The organism is Caulobacter sp. NIBR1757 (assembly GCF_027912495.1).
Lineage (GTDB): Bacteria > Pseudomonadota > Alphaproteobacteria > Caulobacterales > Caulobacteraceae > Caulobacter.
Genome location: NZ_CP115463.1, coordinates 3,470,715 through 3,491,739 on the forward strand (window position 1 = coordinate 3,470,715; position 21,025 = coordinate 3,491,739).

Consider the following 21,025-nt stretch of genomic DNA (forward strand, 5'->3'; position numbering starts at 1 on the left):
GCGAACAGGCTCACCCAACTTGAGTGTGGATAATGCGGATTACATCTCCCGCGCCCGCAACTACCCTGAGACGGTCGTGAGTTCTGGACGGTCCAGTCCTACATCGTCCGCATCAGGACGCTAAGGCCCTAAAGGTGTTCGATGAACAGGTTCATCAAGATTGTCAGCTCGGTAGACACTGCCCTTTCGAGGCCATGAGATCCGCCTCGGCCTTGGCCGCCGCGGCGCCGTCCGTGGCGGCCTTGGCAACGCTGTCGGTGATGTCGAAGCCGCCGACGGTGACCGGTTTGCCCGCCTCCATCACCTGGATATCGACCCGGCCGCCCCTGGCCAGCTGGGTGATGATACCGGCCGCCTTGCGGGCGTCGGCCAGGCCGCCCGGTCCGAGCATTTCGATATCGGATGACCCCAGGCCGGCGAGGGCGTTCTCGAACTGCAAGGCGTCCATCTGCGGCGGCGCCTTCATCTTGCCGGCGTCCGCGCTCCAGACCACGGTTCCACCGGGTCCGGCCTTGAGCACGAGGCGATGCTGGAAGACCGGGTCAGGTTCGCCCAGGAAGCCGGCCTTCACCACCGCTGACAGATTGGCGTAGGCGGGCGCGAACAGCGCCACCTTGCCGAGCGCCTCGCCATCGGGTCGCTTGCCGTACTCGAGGATGACCACGCCCTTGGCCGGCTTGGCCAGCTGGTCCATGGCGCCGTTGACCTCATAGACGTCGGTCGGCTTCTTCGGTGGCAGGGTGACCTGGTAGGTGTAGGTGGCGACGGTATCGAACACCTTGCCGTCTGCACGGGTGTGGACGACGTACTTGACCGCCCAGCCGGCCCCGCTACGGAACGCCTTGCACGCCTTGGACTGGGCGGCGGCGGGCGCGGCGACGGCGCAGATGGCAACCGTGGCGATGAGAGCGATGAACGGGCGCATGGATACCTCCGCTTGCGAGGCGGCGATCATGACAGCGCCGATCCCGCGGCGCGCCCTCGTAACGGGGGGTCTTCAGGCCGGGGCGGTGCGGCCGATGGCGTAGTAGCGCTCGGCCCGCTGGACGAGCAGCTGTTCGGGCGTCAGGTTCAGCAGCAGCTTCAGCTCGTCGTCGATGACATCGCCGACCAATCGGATGGCCTCGGCCGGGTCGCTGTGCGCGCCGCCCGGCGGCTCGTCGATGATGCGGTCGACGACCCCGGTCTTGATCAGGTCCTGGGCGGTGATGTGCATCTGGGTGGCGGCGTCCCGGGCCCGGGCGCCGTCGCGCCAGAGGATGGAGGCGGCGCCCTCGGGGCTGATCACCGAATAGATGCCGTGCTCCATGATCAGCACGCGGTTGGCGGCGGCGATGCCGATGGCCCCGCCGCTCATGCCCTCGCCGGTGACGGTGGCGATCATCGGGACCTTGAGGGTCAGGCAGCGCTCGGTGCCGCGGGCGATGGCCTCGGCCTGGCCGCGTTCCTCGGCGCCGAGGCCCGGATAGGCGCCGGCGGTGTCGACGAAGCTGAGCACCGGCAGGTTGAACTGCTCGGCCATGTCCATCAACCGGACGGCCTTGCGGTAGCCTTCGGGCCGGGCCATGCCGAAGTTGTGCTTCAGCCGGGTGGTGGTGTCGTGGCCCTTCTCCTGGCCGATGACGAGGACGGGGACGCCCCGGAAGCGGCCGAGGCCGCCGAGGATGGCCTGGTCGTCGGCGAACTTGCGGTCGCCGCGAAGCTCGACGAACTCCTCGATCAGGCCGCTGAGGAAGTCGACAAAGTGAGGACGCTGCGGATGGCGGGCGACCTGGGTCTTCTGCCAGGGATCGAGTTTGGAATAGGCCTCGCGCCGCAGATCGTCGAGGCGGCCGCGCAGGGAGTCGATCTCGGTCTCGAAGGAACTGGCGCCGGCCGACTCGGAGAGCTTGGACAGCTCCTCGATCTTGCCTTCCAGTTCGGCGATCGGCCGTTCGAAGTCGAGATAGTGATGGACCATAGTTCGCCTAACGCAGCCCGCTCGGAAAGGTGGCGAACCTAGTCGCTGTCCGCCCCCGATGGAACCCATATGGCGCGATTCTGGCCGGAGCGGGTCAGGAGGCGGCCACAGGGGCCGCCCCCTCGCCCGTCAGTAGACGAAGTTGATGTGGCTCACATGGTTGCCCGTCAGGGTGATCGTCATGTCGGCGGCGGCATCGCCGTTGACGTCCACCTTCAAAAGGGTGCTGGCCCCGGACAGGCCGAGGGTCATCTGGCCCGCCACGCCGGTGAAGGCGGCGACCTTCACGAAGGCCTGGTCGCCGCCGACGAGGGTGTTGGCGTCGATGGCCGAGAGGTCGATGACGTCCTCGGCCATCAGGTCGGTGATGGTGTCGCGGCCGCCGGCGGCGTTGGTGCTGTCAGTAAGGGCGGTGAAGACGAAGCGGTCGGCCCCCAGGCCGCCGGCCAGGAAGTCCTTGCCCGCGCCGCCGCTCAGCACATCGACGCCGTCGCCTCCGTACAGGGTATCGTTGCCGTCCTCGCCGTAGAGAAAGTCGTCGCCGTCGCCGCCGTCGATGACATCGGCCGCCGCCCCGCCCCAGGCCTGGTCATCTCCGGCTCCGCCGCTAAGGGTGTCGGCCCCGCCCCGGCCGTACAGCAGGTCGTCGCCATCGCCCCCGTCCAGGGTGTCGAGCCCGCCGCCGCCGTCGAGGCTGTCATTGCCAAGGCCGCCGGCCAGGCTGTCGTCGCCGTTCTCGCCGGTGACGATGTCGGCCCCGTCGCCGGCGTCCACCGTGTCATTGCCGGCGCCGGCGGCGATCAGGTCGTCCCCTTCGAAGCCCCACAACCGGTTGTCGCCGTTGGAACCGGTCAGGGCGTCGTCGAGGAAAGAGCCGCCGAGGTTCTCGACATTGTAGATGCGGCCCATGCCGGAGAAGCCGTCGTTGAGGATGCGGCCGGTCTTCAGATTGACCGCCACCCCCATGTAGCCGTTCTCGACCTCGGCGATGCCGTCGCCGTTTGTGTCGCGCAGGCGGGTCAGGGTGAACTGGGTCACGGTATCGACGCCATCGCCACCGTCGATCCGGGCGGGGGCGTCGTCGACCTGGATGTCGTCGTCGCCGCCGAGGGCATAGAGGGTGTCGCCGCCGCCGATCAGGAACAGGTTGCGCTCTTCGTTGCCGGTAAAGCTGTCGGCGAAGCGGGTGTGGGAGCCGAGGCCCTCGATGGAGTTCATGGTCTCGGCATTGCCGAAGCCGTCGTTGGCGATGGTCTGGGTGGACAGGTCGGCCACCACCCCCTGCGTGGCGTCGAGGTTGTAGAAGCTGACCCGGTCGAAGCCATCGCCGCCGAGGAAGGTATCCACGCCGCTGCCGGTGCGCAGCAGGTCGTCGCCATCGCCGCCGTCGAGGGTGTCGTTGCCGCCGTTGGCGCGGATCTGGTCGAAGCCACCGAGGCCGACAAGGACATTGTCCCCGGCGTCGCCGAACAGGATGTCGTCGAAGTCTGTGCCGGTGACGTTCTCGACATTGAAGATCAGCCCGCTGTCGCCGAAGCCGTCATCGAAAATGCGGCCGGCGATCAGGCTGACAAAGACGCCCGCCAGCGCGTCTTCCTGGTCCGGGACGCCGTTGAGGTCCGGATCGGTGAAGCGGAAGGCGGAGAAGGACAGGCTGTCGACGCCGTCGCCGCCGTCGAGGCTGGCGGTCGCGCCGGCCAGCAGGATGTCGTCGTCTCCGCCGCGCGCGTCGACCGTGTCGCCCGTCCCGGCATAGATGAAGTTGACGCCGCTGCTGCCCAGGAAGGTGTCGGCGAACAGGGTGCCCAGGCCGACGCCCTCGATGGAGTTGAGGCTCTCGACGTTGCCGAAGCCGTCGTTGAGAACCTGCTGAAGCTCGAGATCGACCCACGCGCCGGCGGTGGCGCCGGTCTCGAACAGGCTGATGCGGTCGAAGCCGTCGCCGCCGTCGAAGGTATCGATGCCGAGGCCACCGCGCAGCAGGTCGTCACCATCGCCGCCGTTCATGACATCGTCGCCGCCGAGGCCGCGCAGGACGTCGTCGCCGGCCTGGCCGCTGAGCACATTGGCGTTGCCATCGCCGAGCAGCAGATCATTGAAGGCGCCCCCGCTGGCGTTCTCGATGCCGATCAGGGTGTCGGTCCCGAGGATCGTGGTCCCCGTGGCGTCCAGCCGCTCGCCGTAGCCCGATCCGAGCGCGACGGTGACGGCACCCTCGGCGTCGCCATAGTCGGCGGTATCGCTGCCGGCCCCGCCGTTGAGGGTGTTGAAGCCGTTACCGCCGTTGAGAATGTCGTCGGCGGCATAGCCCCGGTCATCAAAACGGGTGATGGGACCCGACGTGCCGACGACCGGGAAGTCGATGGCGAACTGTCCGTCGCCCAGCAGGGTGTCGTCGCCGTCGCCGCCAACCAGGCTGTCGGCGCCGTCCATGCCGGCCAGGACGTTGGCGCCGGCATCGCCGATGAGCAGGTCGTTCGCCACCGAGCCCGACAGGTTCTCGATCCCGGTCAGGGTCATCAGGCCATGGCCGGTGTCCTGGGCCGCGCCCTGCAGGCGCAGGTCGACGGAGACGCCGGCCGGGCCAGCCAGACCAATGTCGCCGTTGCTGAAGAAGCTGACCGTGTCGGTCTCCGAGCCGCCGTCCAGGGTGTGGTTCCCGCCGCTGACTTCCAGCAGGTCGTCGCCGCCGCGGCCGGACAGCACGTCATCGCCCGAGGTCCCGCCGGGCCCCGCGACGCTGCCCCAGAGCCAGTTGGCGCCGGCGTCGCCGCTGAGGGTGTCGCCGTAGATGGTGCCCGAGACGTGCTCGATGCCGATCAGGGTGTCGAGCCCGTGGCCGGTGTCCTGCGCCACGCCCTGGATGGCCAGATCGACGGTGGCGCCGACCTGCAGGTCGGTGGCGATCAGCAGCATGGCGACCCGGTCGAAACCGTCGCCGCCGTCCATGACATCGTCGCCCTCGCCGCCCTGCAGGTAGTCGTTGCCGGCGCCGCCGAGGCTGGTGTCGTTGCCGTCGCGGCCGCGCAGGATGTCGTCGCCATCGCCGCCGTCGAGGGTGTCGTCTCCGCCGAGGCCAACCAGGATGTCGCTGCCTTCGAGGCCGCTGATGGTGTCGTCAGTGTTGGTTCCGCCGAGGTTGTCGTCGCCGGAGGTGCCGATGATGTTGGCCATTTGGAGTGCTCCACTTGCGCCTGGGGGAACGGCGCGGGGCACCCTATTTTCAGCGGATCAGTTTTGAAAACCCGTGTTCATTGAATCGTGATCGACAATCGGTTAACGGGAATCGGCGGTCAGCAGGGCCAGGGCGAAAGGTTGTTCCAGGGCGATCCAGAGCTGGTCGATCGCCCAGCCGCCGGCGTAAGCCAATGACTTCAAACGGCTTTCGTCGAACTTGTAGCTGCTCTCGGTGTGGATGGTCTCGCCCGCCGCGAAGTGGAAACGGTGGCCGTCCATGGTTACCGTCTGGTCGTGGCGCGCAACCAGATGCATCTCGATGCTCGCCGACGCATCGTTCCAGATGGCGCGATGCTCGAAGCCGGCGAGGTCGAAGTCGGCGCCGAGCTCGCGGTTGGCCCGTTGCAGCAGGTTGAGATTGAAGCGGGCGGTGACGCCGGCGGCGTCGTCATAAGCCGCCTCGAGGATGGCCTTGTCCTTGATGAGGTCGGCGCCCAGCAGCAACTGGCCGCCGGGGCCGAGGTGTTCGCGCATGGCGGCCAACAGCGGCCCGGCTTCCTCGGGCGGGAAGTTGCCGATGGTCGAGCCGGGGAAGAATCCGAGGCGGGGCCGGGAGCCTGCGGTGACCTCGCCCTGCAGGTGGGTGAAGTCGCCGGCCACGCCGCGCACCGGCAGATCCGGAAAGGCGAGCTCGACCTCGTGGGCCGTGGCGCGGGCGGCGCCGGGATCGATCTCGACGCAAAGATAACCGGCCGGCGCCTGCAGGGCGCCGAGCAGGGCGATGGCCTTGGCGGCCGAACCGGAGCCGTACTCGACGACCGTGCGGCCGGGTCCGACAGCCCGGGCGATGTCGCCGCCGCGGGCGGCCAGCAGGGCCATCTCCGTGCGGGTCGGGTAGTATTCCGGCAGCCGGGTGATCTCGCCGAACAGGGCCGAGCCGGCGGCGTCGTAGAACCATTTGGGCGGGGTCGCCTTGGGGGTTTTCGACAGTCCGGCGATCATGTCCTCGGCGAACAGGGCCCGTTCGAGGTCCGGTTGCAGGCGCGTGAGCTGGTTCATCCACAGTCTTTCGCGAGGCGCAGCCCGGAGAACATCCAGCGCTGATGGGGTTCGAAGAAGTTGCGATAGCTGGCCCGCATATGGGCCGCCGGTGTGACACAGGCGCCGCCGCGCAGGACCTGGCGGCCGGACATGAACTTGCCGTTGTATTCGCCGACCGCCCCGGCCGCCGGGGCGAAGCCTCGGTAGGGGCTGTAGGCGCTGGCCGTCCATTGCCAGACGTCGCCGTACAGCTGGTCGCCAGGCGAGGGGGCGGTGCGCAGGACGTCGCTGTCCAGGAAGTTGCCGACGATGGGGCGGCTCTCGGCGACGGCTTCCCATTCGGCCTCGCTGGGCAGGCGGGCGCCGGCCCAGCGCGCATAGGCGTCGGCTTCGTAGAAGCTCACATGACAGACAGGGGCGTCCGGGTTGACCACCTCCCGGCCGGCCAGGGTGCGGCGGGTCCACGCGCCGTCGTAGTTCTCCCAGTAGGCCGGCGCTCGCCAGCCCTCGACCCGGGCGCGGTCCCAGCCGTCGGACAGCCAGTGGGCCGGGCTGTCGTAGCCGCCGTCCTCGATGAAGCTCAGCCAGTCGCCGCAGGTCACCAGCCGGTCCGCCAGCTGAAAGGGCTCCAGCCAGACCCTTTGGCGGGGCCGCTCGCAGTCGAAGGCGAAACCCCCTGCCCCCGCTCCGATCTCGACCAGGCCGCCGTCATGGGCCATCCAGCCGACGGGACCGCGCGCCGGGCCGGTGGCGGGGGCCAGATCCGTGCGATAGGCGGGTGCGCCGGGGTGCAGGGCGAAGAGGCTGAGGATGTCCATCAGGAGGAGTTCCTGATGCTGCTCCTCGTGGTTCAGGCCGAGCTCGAGGAGCGGGGCCAGCTGGTCGATCAAGGACGACGGAGCGGTGGCGAACAGGTTGGCGAGCGCCTCGTCGACGCGCAGGCGCCAGTCGATGACGGCCTGCACGCCGGGTCGGGTGACCAGCCCCCGACCTGGGCGCGGCTGGCGCTCGCCGACCGCTTCGTAATAGCTGTTGAACAGGAAGCGGGCGTCGTCTGGCGCTTCAGGCGCATGGCCGTGCGGCCGCAGGATGAACTCGTCGAAGAACCAGGTGGTGTGGGCCAGGTGCCATTTGGTCGGGCTGGCGTCGGGCATGGCCTGGGGCTGCATGTCCTCCGGCGACAGCGGCGCGGCGAGGTCCAGCGTCCGTTGCCGGACCCTTGCCAGCGACAGAGCCAGCGTCTCGCGATCGTCGGTGTCGAATGCCATCCCGCCTCTCCCAACGCGCAGGACGGCTTAACGCTCCGCCCGATCGTGAGAACATATAGGGATCAAACGCCGTTCCGCCACCAGAAAGGGCGCCCCGCGCCCCCACAAAATAAGTGGGCTTCAGGCGCGGGCAGCAGAAGGCGGGCTGAATCCCTTGCCCCGTTGGCTTTGGCGTGGGCCGGGGCCGCGGGTTCGTAGCCCGGGGCGTAGGTCACTGTGTAGGTCAACAGGCGGGGTTTGCAGGTGACGGAAGGCAACACGGCGACCCACGCTCGCGCATGGGTCGCCGTCGATGCCGAAAAGACCGATGAATATGTCTAGACATATTCTTGAAACGCCCGGCGGGCGGGCGTTTCCAGTCCTCGGGAAGGCCCCGCTAGAGCAGGAAGCGGGCGGATGTCAGGGTGTGAGCCCCGGTGATCAGCACCTCGAAGTCGGCGCCGCCGTCGCCATCGACGTCGCCGAACACATGGGTGTCGGCCCCGTCGAACTCGTAGCGCAGCTGACCGGCGACGCTGGTGAAGGCGCCTGTGCCGATGAAGCTGAAGGCCTGGTCGGCGGCGACGCTGGTATTGGCGTCCAGGGCCCGCAGATCGACCTGGTCGATGGCGTCGAAGTCGACGATGACATCGCGCAACCCATCGCCGACACCACTGTCGGACAGCGCCTGCAGGACGAAGAAGTCCTTGCCCGCGCCGCCGGTCAGGCCATCGGCCCCGGCCCCGCCATAGAGGTAGTCGTTGCCGGCGCCGCCCTCGAGGGTGTCGTTGCCGCCCTCGCCGTAGAGCTTGTCATTGTCGTCACCGCCGTAGAGGGCGTCGGTCCCCAGGCCGCCCCGCAGGGTGTCGGCGCCGGCCAGGCCGTAGAGGCTGTCGCCGAAAGCGCCGCCGTTGATGGTGTTGTTGCTGGCGTTGCCGGTCCCGCTGAAGGAGGCGGCGCCGGTGTAGAGCATGATCTCGACATTGTCGGCGAGGGTCAGGCTGGAGAGGGCCGTCTTGACCGTATCGGTCGTGCCCTCGCCCACCACCTCGACCACCACATCGCCGAGGCTGTCGATGATGTAGGTGTCGTTGCCGATGCCGCCGGCCGCGTAGTCGTCGCCGCCCTGGCCGTCGAGGGTGTCATTGCCCTCGGCGCCCAGCAGGGTGTCGACGCCGAGGCCACCGAACAGCTTGTCGTCGCCGACCCGCCCTTCGAGCAGATCGTCGCCGGTCCCGCCGGTGATGATGTTGTTCAGGCCGTTGCCGATGCCGGTGACGGCGCCGGCGAAGACGAAGCTGAGGTTCTCGACGTTGTCGGTCAGGGTGTAGCTGTTCAGCAGGCTGATGACGCTGTCCGTGCCGGCATTGAGCGCCTCGATGACCAGGTCGCCGGCGTCGGCGACATGGTAGGTATCGTTGCCCGCCTCGCCCTCGAGGGTGTCTGCCCCCTCGCCGCCGCGCAGGGTGTCGGCGCCCTGGCCGCCCAGGAGGTGGTCGTCGCCCAGGCCGCCGTTCAGCTGGTCGTCGCCGGCCAGGCCGCTGAGCGTGTCATTGCCCGCCCCGCCGGTGATGATGTTGGCCAGGGAGGTCCCCGTGCCCGCGAAGTCGCCCGTGCCGTTGAAGCTCAGGTTCTCGAAGACGCTGGAGAGGATGGTGAAGCTGTTGAGGCTGGTGATGATGGTGTCGATCCCGCCACCGACGTCGCTGATCATGTCGCCAGCGCTATCGACGTAGTAGGTGTCGTTACCGGCGCCGCCCTTGAGGTTGTCCTCGCCGCCGCCGCCGATCAGGGTATCGTCGCCCTCGTTGCCGTTCAGCACGTCGTTACCCGTGCCGCCGATCAGCAGGTTGCCGATGGTATTGCCGTTGGCGGTGAAGCTGGTCGCGCCCGTGAAGGTCATGTTCTCGACCAGGGCGGCCAGGGTGTAGGCGCTGATGCCACTGACGATGACCGTGTCCACACCGACGCCGGACTCGATGATCACGTCGCCGGTGTTGTCGACATGGTAGCTATCGGCCCCAAGCCCACCCTGCAGGGTGTCGGCCCCGAGGCCGCCGTCGAGGACGTTGTCCAGGGCGTTGCCGACGATGGTGTTGGCGAAGGCGTTGCCCGTGCCGTTGACCGCCGAGCCGACGAGGTTGAGCCGCTCGATCTCCTGGCCGGCGCCGAGGGTGTAGCTGACCGAAGCGTTGACGATGTCGGCGCCGCCGCCGACGCCTTCGACGATGATCTCGTTGCCGAGGGTGACGACATAGGTGTCGTTGCCCGCCCCGCCGATCAGGGTGTCCAGCCCGCCGCCGCCGGTGAGGATGTTGTTGCCCGCGTTGCCGGTCAGAATGTTGTCGCCGCTGTTGCCGGTCAGGTTGATGTTGCCCGCGCCGGTCGCCGTCAGGTTCTCGATGTTGGCCGACAGGACGTAGCTGACGCTGGTCTCGACGGTGTCGGTTCCCTCGCCTTCCAGTTCGGTGACGATGTCGGTGGTCTGGGCGACGACATAGGTGTCGTTGCCGGCCCCGCCGATCATGGTGTCCGCGCCGGCAAGGCCGTCGATGCGGTCATCGCCGGTCCCGCCGATGATGACGTTGGCCAGCGAGGTGCCGGTCCCGTTGAAGTTCCCCGTGCCGCCGAAGGTCAGGTTCTCCAGCGTCGTCGAGGACAGGGCGTAGGTGTTCAGAGTGGTGACGACGGTGTCGATGCCGCCGGTGTCCTGGATCGTGTCGCCGACATTGTCGACATGGTAGGTGTCGTCGCCGAGACCGCCCTTCATCAGGTCGGCGCCGAGGCCGCCGTCGATGACGTTGTCGTAGTCGTTGCCGGTGATGGTGTTGGCCAGCTCGTTGCCCGTGCCCACCAGCGCGCGGCCCAGCAGGGTCAGGCGCTCGACGTTGGCGGTCAGGGTGTAGTCGATGCTGCTGTTGACCAGGTCATCGCCCTCGCCGGTCAGCTCGACGACCTCATCTGCGTCGCTGTCGACGAAGTAGGTATCGTTCTGGGCGCCGCCTTCCATCAGGTCGTCGCCGCGCCGGCCGTCGAGGATGTCATTGCCCGTGCCGCCGACGAGGTGATCGGCGTTGTCCGTGCCGGACAGAGTGTCGTTGCCGGCCTGGCCCTGGAAGTCGGCCGCGGCGGGGCTGTTGGCCGTATCCGGGACGACGGTGTTGTTGGAGGCGTTGGTGACGACGCTGTCGACCACCACATGGCCGGTCGCCGTGCCGTTTTGCCCCTCGACGGTGTAGTCGAAGGAGCCCGTGGCGCCGGCGGCGAGGATGACCAGACGGCCATCCACGAGACTGACGGTCAGGCCGGTGGCCCCGGACACCTCGATGACCCGCGGCTTGTCGTCATCAGGACCGAATTCATCGTTGCCCAGCAAAACGGACGCATCGATCGAGGAGGCGATGCCTTGCGTGACCTGCAGGATATCGTCCCGCGGGTTGGGGACGGGGTTGTCGATCACGCCGATCGAGACGAGTTCGTCGGCGAACTGGAACATCTCCACGCCGACCAGCTTGTCCGTGCCATCCGGTGAGTCGACGCGGATGTCGCGGATGTAGAGCTCGCCGCCGTCGTAGAAGGTGACGTAGTCCGACAGGTTGCCCGTGAAGACCGCGAGGTCCTCTCCGTCGCCGCCATCGATGATGTCGTTGCCGGCGCCGGCTTCGAGGACGTCGTCGCCCGCGTCGCCGTGCAGTTCGTCGGTGCCGGCGCCGCCGACGATGCGGTCGTTGCCGTCGCCGCCGAACATCAGGTCGTCGCCGCTGAGGCTCGGATCGTTTTCGGCCGCCGCGTTGTCTTCCTCGAGCGTGATCTCGCCGCTGTAGCCGATGCCGGTGACGCCGTAGATGCCGTCGCCAAGCAGCAGGTCGGCGCCGTCGCCGCCTTCCAGGGTATCACCACCCGAGCCACCGGCCAGGGTGTTGTCCCCTTCGTCGCCGGTCAGGAAGTCGTCGCCGGCCCGGCCCGAGAGGTTCTCGATGCCGCTGGCGATGATGGTCCCGCCCCCGAACGCCTGCTCCGAGCCCTGCAGGGCCAGGGAGAAGGTGACGTTGGCCGGGGTCTCGCCCTGGATGCTGAAGATCAGGGTGTCGCTGTCGGCCCCGCCATCGACGGTGTGGTTGCCCGCGCCGACCTCGATCAGGTCGTCGCCGGCATTGCCGAGCAGGACGTCATCGCCGTCCTGGCCCCAAAGCCAGTTGTCCTCGGCGTTGCCGGCGATGGTGTCGTTGCGGTTGGTGCCCGAGACATGCTCGATGCTGACCAGGGTGTCCATGCCGTGGCCGGTGTCCTGGGCGACGCCCTGGATGTTCAGGTCGACGGTGGCCCCGACCTGGACGTCGCCGCCGCCGAGCGAGAAGGCCACCCGGTCGAAACCGTCGCCGCCGTCGATGACGTCATCGCCCTCGCCGCCGTGGACGTAGTCGTTGCCGTCGCCGCCGAGCACCTGGTCGGCGCCGTTGCCGCCGCGCACGAAGTCGTCGTCGTCGCCGCCATCGACGGTGTCGTCGCCGTTCTGGCCGAAGAGCTGGTCATTGCCCAGCCCGCCGGTGATGGCATTGCCGGAGGCGTCGCCGCGCAGGAAGTCGTTGAAGTCGGAGCCTTCGAGGTTCTCGATGCCGATCAGCTGGTCGGTCTCGCCGAGCACACCGTCGAAGTCGCTGGCGGCCTGGCCGGCGAGGTCGGCGAACATGCCGTGGGCCGAGTCGCTGAAGCTGGCGGTGTCGACGCCCTCGCCGCCGTCATAGACGTCGTTGCCGGCCCCGCCGCGCAGGGTGTCGTCGCCGCCGCCGCCGCGCAGGACGTCGTCGCCCGCGCCGCCTTCCAGCACGTCGGCGCCGATGTAGGCCGGGTTTTCGAAGAAGGTGGCCAGGTTCTCGATCACGGTGATCGGGCCCGAGCCGCCCTGGTTGGAAACCATGCGGATGTCGCCGTCGCCGAGCAGCAGGTCGGCGCCCTCGCCGCCCTGCAGCAGGTCGTCGCCCTGGGCGCCGGCCAGGGTGTTGGCCGCCCCGTCGCCGATCAGGGTGTCCGTGCCGACCGTGCCGGTGACGTTCTCGATGCCGCTGAGCGTCATCAGGCCGGAACCGGTGTCCTGGGCCGCGCCCTGGAGATTGAGGTCCACATGCACGTTGAGCGGCGGGGTGGTGTTGTCGGACAGCCGGACGGTGTCGACGCCATTGCCGCCGGTCAGGATGTTGGCGCCGACGCCGGCTTCCAGCAGGTCGTTGCCGTCGCGGCCATCCAGCGTATCGCCGCCGCCGGCGCCCCACAGCCAGTTGTCGCCGCTGTTGCCGGAGAGGGTATCGGCGAAAGTCGTGCCCGACACGTGCTCGATGTTGAGGAAGGTATCGAGGCCGTGGCCGGTGTCCTGGGCCGTGGTCAGGGCCAGGTCGACGGTGGCGCCGGCCTGGATATCCGTGCCCAGCGACAGGAACATGCTGGCGCGGTCGAAGCCGTCGCCGCCGTCCATCAGGTCGTTGCCTTCGCCGCCCGAGAAGAAGTCGTTGTCGGCGCCGCCGTAGGCGATGTCGTTGCCGTCGCGGCCGCGCAGGAAGTCCTCGCCGGCCCCGCCGTGCAGGGTATCGTCGCCGCCCTCGCCGATCAGCAGGTCGTCGCCGCCCAGGCCGGTCAGGACGTTGTTGTTGTTGTCGCCGTCGAGGGTATCGGAGATCTGCGAGCCGATGACGTTCTCAACGCCGGTGATGATGTCGAAGCCGCCGTCGCCCTGGCTGCGGTTCTGGTTCTCGGGCCGCAGGAGGTAGACGCCCACCCCGATGCCGTTCACCACCGAGATGTCCTCGTAGGAGACGGTGTCGATGCCGTCGCCGCCGACGATGGTGTCATTGCCGAGGCCGCCCAGCAGCAGGTCGTCGCCGCCGCCGCCGTTCAGGGTGTCCGAGCCAGCCCCGCCGCGCAGGATGTCGTTGCCCGACACCGCGCCGTTGGCCGGATCGGCGGCCAGGTCGGCCTCGGTGGTGATGGCGCCCGAGCCGCCCTGCACGGTCTGCAGGCGGGTCATGCCGTCGCCATAGAGGGTATCGTTGCCGTCGCCGCCGCTCAGGTCGTCATTGCCCTCGGCGCCGGCCAGCAGGTTGTTCCCCGTATCGCCGGTCAGGATGTCGTTGAAGGTCGAGCCCGACAGGTTCTCGATGCCGGTCAGGGTGACGCTGCCGCCGCCGGCGATCGCCTGGGCCTGGCCCTGCAGCAGCAGGGAGGCGACGACGCCGCTGGTGAAATCGTTGTTGCTGAAGAAGGACAGGGTGTCGCCGGTCCCGGCCCCGCCGTCGACGATGTTGGCGCCGGTCGAGCCGATCTCGAGCAGGTCGTTGCCGTCGCCGCCGTTGAGCGTATCGCCGCCGGTGATGCCCCAGAGCCAGTTGGCGCCGGCGTCGCCGGTCAGGGTGTCGGCGAAGGTGGTGCCCGAGACGTGCTCGATGCTGATGAAGGTGTCCAGGCCGTGGCCGGTGTCCTGGGGCCCGGCGATGGTCAGATCGACGGTGGCGCCGACCTGGGCGTCGGTCGCCAGGGACAGGGCCATGCTGGCGCGGTCGAGGCCGTCGCCGCCGTCGAGGATATCGTTGCCCTCGCCGCCGGAAAGGAAGTCGTGGTCGGCGCCGCCCTGGAGGATGTCGTCGCCGTCGCGGCCGCGCAGGAAGTCCTCGCCCGCCCCGCCGATCAGCGTGTCGTCGCCGCCCTCGCCGATCAAGAGGTCGTCGCCGCCAAGGCCGGTCAGGACGTTATTGTTGTGGTCGCCGTCGAGGGTGTCTGAAATCTGGGACCCGATGACGTTCTCGACGCCGGTGATGAAGTCGAAGCCGCCATCGCCCTGGCTGCGGTTCTGGTTCTCGGGCCGCAGCAGATAGACGCCGACGCCGATGCCGTTCGCCACCGAGATGTCCTCGTAGGACACGGTGTCGATGCCGGCGCCGCCGGTGATGGTGTCGTTGCCGAGGCCGCCGAGCAGCAGGTCGTCGCCGCCGCCGCCGCTGAGGGTGTCATTGCCGGCCCCGCCGCGCAGGGTGTCATTGCCGCTGTAGGTCGGGTTGTTGAAGAAGGTGGCGATGTCGTCGATCGTGGTGATCGGGCCCGACCCGCCCTGGCTGCTGGTCATCCGGATGGCGCCGTCGCCGAGCAGGATGTCATTGCCGTCGCCGCCGTCGAGCACGTCGGCGCCGCTGTTGCCGGCCAGCACGTTGCCGCCGCCATCGCCGGTCAGGGTGTCATTGAAGGCCGAGCCGGACAGGTTCTCGATCTCGGTCAGGGTGACCGTGCCGCCCGAGGTCGCCTGGGCCACGCCCTGCAGCAGCAGGGAGGCGACGATGCCGCTGGTGAAGTCGTTGTTGCTGAAGAAGGTGGCGGTATCGACGCCATTGCCGCCGATCAGGACGTTGGCGCCGGTCGAGCCGGTTTCCAGCAGGTCATCGCCGTCGCGGCCGTTCAGCGTATCGCCGCCGCCGACGCCCCAGATCCAGTTGGCGCCGCTGTCGCCGTAGAGGGTGTCCGCGAAGGTGGTGCCCGAGACGTGCTCGATGCTGACCAGGGTGTCCATGCCGTGGCCGGTGTCCTGGGCCACGCCCTGGATGGCCAGGTCGACGGTGGCGCCGGACTGGATGTCGGTCTGCAGGCTGATGCCCATGGAGACGCGGTCGAAGCCGTCGCCGCCGTCCATCAGGTCGTTACCTTCGCCGCCCGAGAAGAAGTCGTTGTCGGCGCCGCCATAGGCGATGTCATTGCCGTCGCGGCCGCGCAGGAAGTCCTCGCCGGCGCCGCCGATCAGGGTATCGTCGCCACCCTCGCCGATCAGCAGGTCGTCGCCGCCCAGGCCGGTCAGGACGTTGTTGTTGTTGTCGCCATCGAGGGTATCGGAGATCTGGGAGCCGATGACGTTCTCGACGCCGGTGATGAAGTCGAAGCCGCCATCGCCCTGGCTGCGGTTCTGGTTCTCGGGCCGCAGGAGGTAGACGCCGACCCCGATGCCGTTCACGACCGAGATGTCCTCGTAGGAGACGGTGTCGGTCCCCTCGCCGCCGGCGATGGTGTCGTTGCCGAGGCCGCCGAGCAGGATGTCGTCGCCGGCGCCGCCTTCGAGGGTGTCGGTTCCGTCGCCGCCTTCGAGGCGGTCGTTGCCATCAAGACCCTGCAGGACGTCGTTGTCGCCCAGGCCGGTGATGACGTCATCACCCGCAGTGCCGGGCAGGGTGTTCGGGCCGGTGTCGCCGACGATATCAGCCATGATGTAGTACCCCCAAAAATTCGGACCAGAAGCGCTAGAGCATTCCAGGCGGCGTCGGCAGTGGAAAAAACAGAACTGTCTTTGCCGCGACCTGACGCCAGCCCCCCCGACGCAAGCGCGCGATCCTAGTCAGCGACAGGCAACGGCAAAGGGGGCGCGCCCATCAGGCGAACCGTCATTCGCCCTGTTGGTCGGCGATGCGGGCCAAAAGCCGCTGTTTCAGGAGCCTCCGTCCGGGATCGGCCCGAACGGTGCGACAATCCGCCACGTCTCCTTAATCATCCGCGGCGCCCGTCTCAGCTGCAAAGCCCGACAGCACAAGGGGTTGCGGGGGTTCGGGCCGCGGTTACAGCAGCCAGTCGCCGCTCTCAGCCGTCGCGTCGCCGTTGATCTTCATCTGGTAGTCGGCGCGGCCGTCGCCGTTGATATCCAGCCGCAGGGTCGTGATCCCCCCGGCGAACGTCAGGGTCATCTCGCCGGCGTGCTTGCCGAAGGATGAGACCAGGCTCAACGTTCCGACATAGGCGCCCGACAGGTCGAGGCGGTCGCCCTCGGCGGCGCTGAAATCATAGACCTGGTCGGTCTCCAGCACCGGACCGAAGGCGTGGGCGACGACGAAGCTGTCCGCGCCCGTGCCACCCCGGAGCAGGTCGTTGCCGAGGCCGCCGAGGATGACGTCATCGCCATCCTGGCCGTTGATCGTGTCGACGCCGGCCCCGCCATCGAGCCGGTTGGCGCCGGCATTGCCCTGCAGGTTGTTGGCTTCGCCGTTGCCGTAGCCGTCGATGTCGGCGGCGCCCTGCAGCTCGAGCCCCTCGAAGTTGGCGCCGAGCACCCAGCCGCCCTGCTCGGTGCGGACGATGTCGTAGCCTTCGCCGACGCTTTCCGTAGCGGTGTCCCCGGCTCCGATCAGGTAGACGTCGTTGCCGAGCCCGCCGGACAGGCTGTCCGCCCCTGCCCCGCCGTCGAGGACATCGTTGCCGGTCCCGCCGGTGAGGATGTCGATGCCGGCCCCGCCGTCGAGACGGTCATTGCCGTCGCCCCCGGTCAGTTGGTCGGCCCCATTGCCGCCGAACAGCTTGTCGCCATCGGCGCCGCCGTCGAGTTGATCGTCGCCATCGCCGCCTTCGAGGATGTCGCCGCCGGTCCCGCCGAACAGCCGGTCGGCGCCGGCAAGCCCGCGCAGGACGTCGCCGAAGTCGAGGCCATAGAGCTGGTCGTCGGCGCTGGCCCCGGTCAGGGCGTCGTTGCCGGGCGTGCCGATGCGCGTCAGGTCCGCCTGGATGCCGTAGACGATGTAGGTGATGTTGCCGGGTCCGAAGTCGGCCATCGCCAGGGCGATATCGTCGATACCGTCGCCGTTGACGTCCCCGACCGCCGTGGCGCCGGCTCCAAGCCGGATGGTGGAGGGCGCGCCCTGGATCATCAGGCCGTTCTGACCGTCCAGGTCGGCCGTGGACAGCACGGGGGCGAAGGCGCCGCCGTGACCGAAGATGATGTAGGCCCCCCCGTTCGCGCCGGCGAGCGGCGCGCCGATCAGGAGGTCGCCGAAGCCGTCATTGTTGAAATCGCCAGCGCTGCCCAGGTTGACGCCGATACGGTCGGAGTCCTCGCCGTCAATCCGGAACCCGTTGGTTCCGTCGAGAGCGGTGGTGGACAGGGCGCCTGATGGTCCGGAGGCGGAGCCGAAGATCACATAGACCGAGCCCGCCACGTTACCGCCGAAGCTGCTCTGCAGAGAGGTGATGGCGAAATCGTCCAGGCCGTCACCGTTGATATCTCCGATCCCCGCAACCTCCTGGCCGAAGAACCGGTCCGACCCCGTGGGCAGGATGGCGAAGCCCTGGGCCGGCGACAGATTGCCCAGATCGATGGGGCCGGTGACGCCCGGGGCGCGGCCGTAGACCAGCCAGGCATGACCGACGCCGCCAAAGGGCGAGCCGATGACGAAGTCCTGCAGGCCGTCGCCGTTGACGTCGCCGGCGGCGGCGGCATCGCTCATGAACTGGAACAGGTCGGCGCCGAGGATTTCGAACCCGCGACCGGCCGCGACGAGACTGTCGACGTCGGAGAAGGCCAGCGAGGCCGGCCCGCCGAAGATTACATAGGCCGAGCCGGCCCCGTCCGCGCCGTGGTCGGTGTAGCGGGCGGTAACAATGACATCGCCAAAGCCGTCGCCGTTGATATCGCCCAACGGGTTGACCGACCGTCCCAGCTTGTCCCCGCCGGCGCCGCCGATCTCGACGCCTTGCCCGGCGGTAAGGCCTGACAGTGAAAGGCTGGCGGCGAAACCCCCGTCGTCCCGGCCATAGACGACATAGATGGCGCCGGAATTGTAGCCGTTCGTATCGGCGTTGTAGGCGCCGAGGACCAGATCATCGATGCCATCGCCGTTGACGTCCCGCACGCCCGCCGCGCCGTAGCCGAGCCGGTCGCCGCCGGCCTCGCCGAGGATGACGAAGCCGTTGTCGCCATCAAGGGTCGACAGGTCGACAGGCTGGGAAAATCCCGCCGCCTTGCCGAACACCACATAGGCCGCGCCTGCGGAGCCGTTGGCGGAGTAGGCCCCCAGCACATAGTCCAGGATGCCATCCCCGTTGAGATCGACGGTGGTCATCTGGTTGATCCGGGCCGGGCCCGTGGCGATCTGCTGGCCGGTGGCGGCGGTCAGTTCGGAAACCTGGATCGTGGCGGGCAGAGCGGGCATGGGGAGGTCTCTCAGGGGTGCGGGACGGCGGCGAGCGAGGGGCTACAGAAGCCAGTCGCCGCTCTCGGCCGTGACGTCGCCGTTGATCTTCATCTGGTAGTCGGCCTTGCCGTCGCCGTTCAGGTCCAGGCGCAGGGTGGTGAGGCCGCCGGAGAAGGTCAGGGTCATTTCGCCGGCGTGCTTGCCGAAGCTGGAGACCAGGGCGAGGGTCCCGGCGTAAGCGCCCGACAGGTCGAGGCTGTCGCCCTCGGCGGCGCTGAAGTCGTAGACCTGATCGGTTTCAAGCACGCCGGTAGCGCTGTGGGCGACGCGGAAGATGTCGGCCCCCAGGCCGCCGCGCAGCAGGTCGTTGCCGAGGCCGCCGATGATGATGTCATCGCCATCGCCGCCGTTGATCGTATCGACGCCCAAACCGCCGTCCAGCCGGTTGTCGCCGCTGTTGCCCTGCAGGTTGTTGGCCAGCCCGTTACCGGTCCCGTCGATGTTTGCCGCCCCTTCCATCTGGAGGGCCTCCACATTGGCGGTCAGGGTGTAGGTTTCGCTGGCTCGGGCGATGTCGTAGCCCGCGTTCGCCTGCTCGGTCACCGTGTCGTCCAGGCCGACAATGTAGATGTCGTTGCCCGCGCCACCGGAAAGGCTGTCGCGCACCGTGTCGGCGCCGCCGTCGAGGTAGTCGTTGCCCTCGCCGCCCGTGAGGCCGTCTATACCGGCGCCGCCGTCCAGCCGGTCGTTGCCTTCGTCGCCGACCAGGATGTCGTTTCCGGCGCCGCCGAACAGCTTGTCCGCACCTTCGCCACCGGTCAGGGTGTCCGGGTCGTCCTCTCCATAGATGACGTCTCCGCCATTTCCGCCGAAGACGAGGTCGTTGCCGGCGCCGCCGTAGATCAGGTCGCCGTTGTCTTCGCCATACAGGACGTCCCGAGCGTCGCCGCCGAGGAGGGTGTCGCGGCCGGCGCCGCCGTGCAGGACGTCAAAGCCCCCGCCGCCGCTGAGGTAGTCATCGCCGGCGCCGCCCGAGTAGTTGTCGGGGCCGTCCGTCCCGATCCAGGTGATCGACGAGGCGACGCCGTAGACAATGTAGGCGGCGCCACTTCGCACACCGTCCACCGTTGCGCCCGGCGCGCCGATGAGCAGGTCGTCTATGCCGTCGCCGTTGACGTCGCCGGCGCCGGCGACCGAGTAGCCGCTGTAGTCGTCTGTCCTTGCGCCGTTGATGCGGAAACCGTTGCTCCCGTCCAGGCTGGAGAGAGCCAGGCTGGTCCCAAATCCGCCGGTGCGCCCGTAGACGACATAGCTGGAGCCGGAATTGGCGCCGTTGGCGGCCTCCTTGGCCGCGCTGACGATAAGGTCGCCGATCCCGTCGCCATTGACATCGCCCGCCGAGGCGACCTTGGTCAGGTTGATGCCATGGGTGAGCGAGAAGCCGTTGCTGCCGTTCAGGTCGGCCAGGTTCAGGTTGGCGGCGAACCCGCCGGAATGCCCGAAGACGATATAGGCGGTTTTGCCGGCCAAGGCGACGACGGCCACATCATCGAAGCCGTCGTTGTTGAGGTCCCCCGCCGAGGATACGGACCAGCCGGTCGCGTCCCTGGCGGCGACGCCGGTGAGGCGAAAGCCGTTCGTCCCGTCCAGCGCGTGAAGGTCGGTGCTGGCGCTGAAGGCGCCCGTGTGGCCGAACACGACGAAGGCCGAGCCGGGCTGTGGATTGGCCTCATTCGGCGCGCCGATGATCAGGTCGTCGATACCATCGCCATTGACGTCGCCAGCGCTGGCGACCGAGGCGCCGCTGATCTCCTGCATCGTTGCGCCAACGAGCCGAAAGCCATTGGTCCCGTCGAGCGCCGACAGATTGAAGCTGGCGCCGATCGGGGTCGACTGGCCGAAGATCACATAGGTGGCGCCGGCGTTGCTCGCGTTCACGTCGGCGTCACGGATGCCGAGGATGAGATCGTCCAGGCCATCGCCGTTGATGTCGCCCGCCGACACGGCCTTGGCCGTGTCCGTTGCCCCCTCCGCGATCACCCGAAATCCGTTCGTCCCGTTCAGGGTCGTCAGGTCGATACTGGCCGGAAAGCCCGCGGCGCCGCCGAAGACAACGAAGGTCGGGCCGGCCGGGGGGCCGAATCCCTGCCGGGCCCCGACAACCAGGTCGGCGAAGCCGTCTCCATTGAAGTCGCCCGCCGAGGAGACCGCAAAGCCGCTCCAGTTGTTGGCCGCCCCGCCGCTGAGCCGGAAGCCGTTTGTCCCGTCGAGGGCCGACAGGCTCAAGCTGGCGCCGGGGGACGCCCGGTCGCCGAAGATCACATAGCTGGCCCCGGAGTAGTTTCCCTGCGGATCGGCGCGCGGGGCGCCAATGATGAAGTCGTCGATGCCGTCGCCGTTCACGTCGCCGGCCGAGGCGACCGAGTAACCGGCGAAGTCGATGCTGGCGACGCCGACGAGGCGGTAGCCGTTGGACCCATCGAGGGCGGACAATTCGACGACAGCGGGAAATCCGGACATGGACGAGAATCCTGGTTCGCGGCCGACACGCCGCCGCGAACAGGAGAGCAGATCGCTGGCTTGGAGATTTTGTCTGTAGACACGATCTGGGTGGTTTTTCGCTGGCGGGCGGACTCCCCGATCTGGTTAACTAGGGAAAGTAGGCGTCGGGGATGGTG

The 21,025-nt window shown here is 68.4% G+C and carries 8 protein-coding genes; all 8 read right to left on the reverse strand.

Annotation, left to right across the window (positions count from 1 at the left end):
* Window positions 1-163: 163 nt before the first annotated feature.
* The 8 genes from O5I81_RS16860 to O5I81_RS16895 all read right to left on the reverse strand — a co-directional run bounded on the left by O5I81_RS16860 (window position 164) and on the right by O5I81_RS16895 (window position 20,867).
* Window positions 164-925 (reverse strand): hypothetical protein, encoded by a 762-nt coding sequence (locus O5I81_RS16860; protein ID WP_271066022.1) that lies wholly within the window; start codon window positions 923-925, stop codon window positions 164-166.
* A gap of 72 nt (window positions 926-997) precedes the next feature.
* A complete protein-coding gene (locus O5I81_RS16865) occupies window positions 998-1,960 on the reverse strand; it encodes an acetyl-CoA carboxylase carboxyltransferase subunit alpha (RefSeq protein ID WP_271066023.1) in 963 nt (320 codons plus the stop codon).
* A gap of 129 nt (window positions 1,961-2,089) precedes the next feature.
* Window positions 2,090-5,134, reverse strand: coding sequence for a calcium-binding protein (locus tag O5I81_RS16870; protein ID WP_271066024.1), 3,045 nt, complete (start codon window positions 5,132-5,134; stop codon window positions 2,090-2,092).
* 102 nt (window positions 5,135-5,236) lie between these two features.
* The gene (gene egtD / locus O5I81_RS16875; protein ID WP_271066025.1) at window positions 5,237-6,196 is read right to left on the reverse strand and encodes an L-histidine N(alpha)-methyltransferase; all 960 of its coding nucleotides are present in this window, start codon (window positions 6,194-6,196) and stop codon (window positions 5,237-5,239) included.
* The gene (egtB, locus tag O5I81_RS16880) at window positions 6,193-7,446 is read right to left on the reverse strand and encodes an ergothioneine biosynthesis protein EgtB (RefSeq protein WP_271066026.1); all 1,254 of its coding nucleotides are present in this window, start codon (window positions 7,444-7,446) and stop codon (window positions 6,193-6,195) included. The genes egtD and egtB overlap by 4 nt, the downstream gene beginning before the upstream one ends.
* A 376-nt stretch (window positions 7,447-7,822) precedes the next feature.
* Complete coding sequence (locus O5I81_RS16885; protein ID WP_271066027.1) at window positions 7,823-15,658, reverse strand: hypothetical protein; 7,836 nt, start codon at window positions 15,656-15,658, stop codon at window positions 7,823-7,825.
* 346 nt (window positions 15,659-16,004) lie between these two features.
* The gene (locus O5I81_RS16890; RefSeq protein ID WP_271066028.1) at window positions 16,005-18,365 is read right to left on the reverse strand and encodes a hypothetical protein; all 2,361 of its coding nucleotides are present in this window, start codon (window positions 18,363-18,365) and stop codon (window positions 16,005-16,007) included.
* 42 nt (window positions 18,366-18,407) lie between these two features.
* Window positions 18,408-20,867 (reverse strand): hypothetical protein, encoded by a 2,460-nt coding sequence (locus tag O5I81_RS16895; RefSeq protein ID WP_271066029.1) that lies wholly within the window; start codon window positions 20,865-20,867, stop codon window positions 18,408-18,410.
* Window positions 20,868-21,025: the final 158 nt, after the last annotated feature.

Bases quoted from the DNA above. Each gene is read 5' to 3' on its own strand.
- O5I81_RS16890 (WP_271066028.1), bottom strand. From the start codon at position 18,365: ATGCCCGCTCTGCCCGCCACGATCCAGGTTTCCGAACTGACCGCCGCC.
- O5I81_RS16865 (WP_271066023.1), bottom strand. From the start codon at position 1,960: ATGGTCCATCACTATCTCGACTTCGAACGGCCGATCGCCGAACTGGAA.
- O5I81_RS16860 (WP_271066022.1), bottom strand. From the start codon at position 925: ATGCGCCCGTTCATCGCTCTCATCGCCACGGTTGCCATCTGCGCCGTC.
- egtB (WP_271066026.1), bottom strand. From the start codon at position 7,446: ATGGCATTCGACACCGACGATCGCGAGACGCTGGCTCTGTCGCTGGCA.
- O5I81_RS16870 (WP_271066024.1), bottom strand. From the start codon at position 5,134: ATGGCCAACATCATCGGCACCTCCGGCGACGACAACCTCGGCGGAACC.
- O5I81_RS16885 (WP_271066027.1), bottom strand. From the start codon at position 15,658: ATGGCTGATATCGTCGGCGACACCGGCCCGAACACCCTGCCCGGCACT.
- egtD (WP_271066025.1), bottom strand. From the start codon at position 6,196: ATGAACCAGCTCACGCGCCTGCAACCGGACCTCGAACGGGCCCTGTTC.
- O5I81_RS16895 (WP_271066029.1), bottom strand. From the start codon at position 20,867: ATGTCCGGATTTCCCGCTGTCGTCGAATTGTCCGCCCTCGATGGGTCC.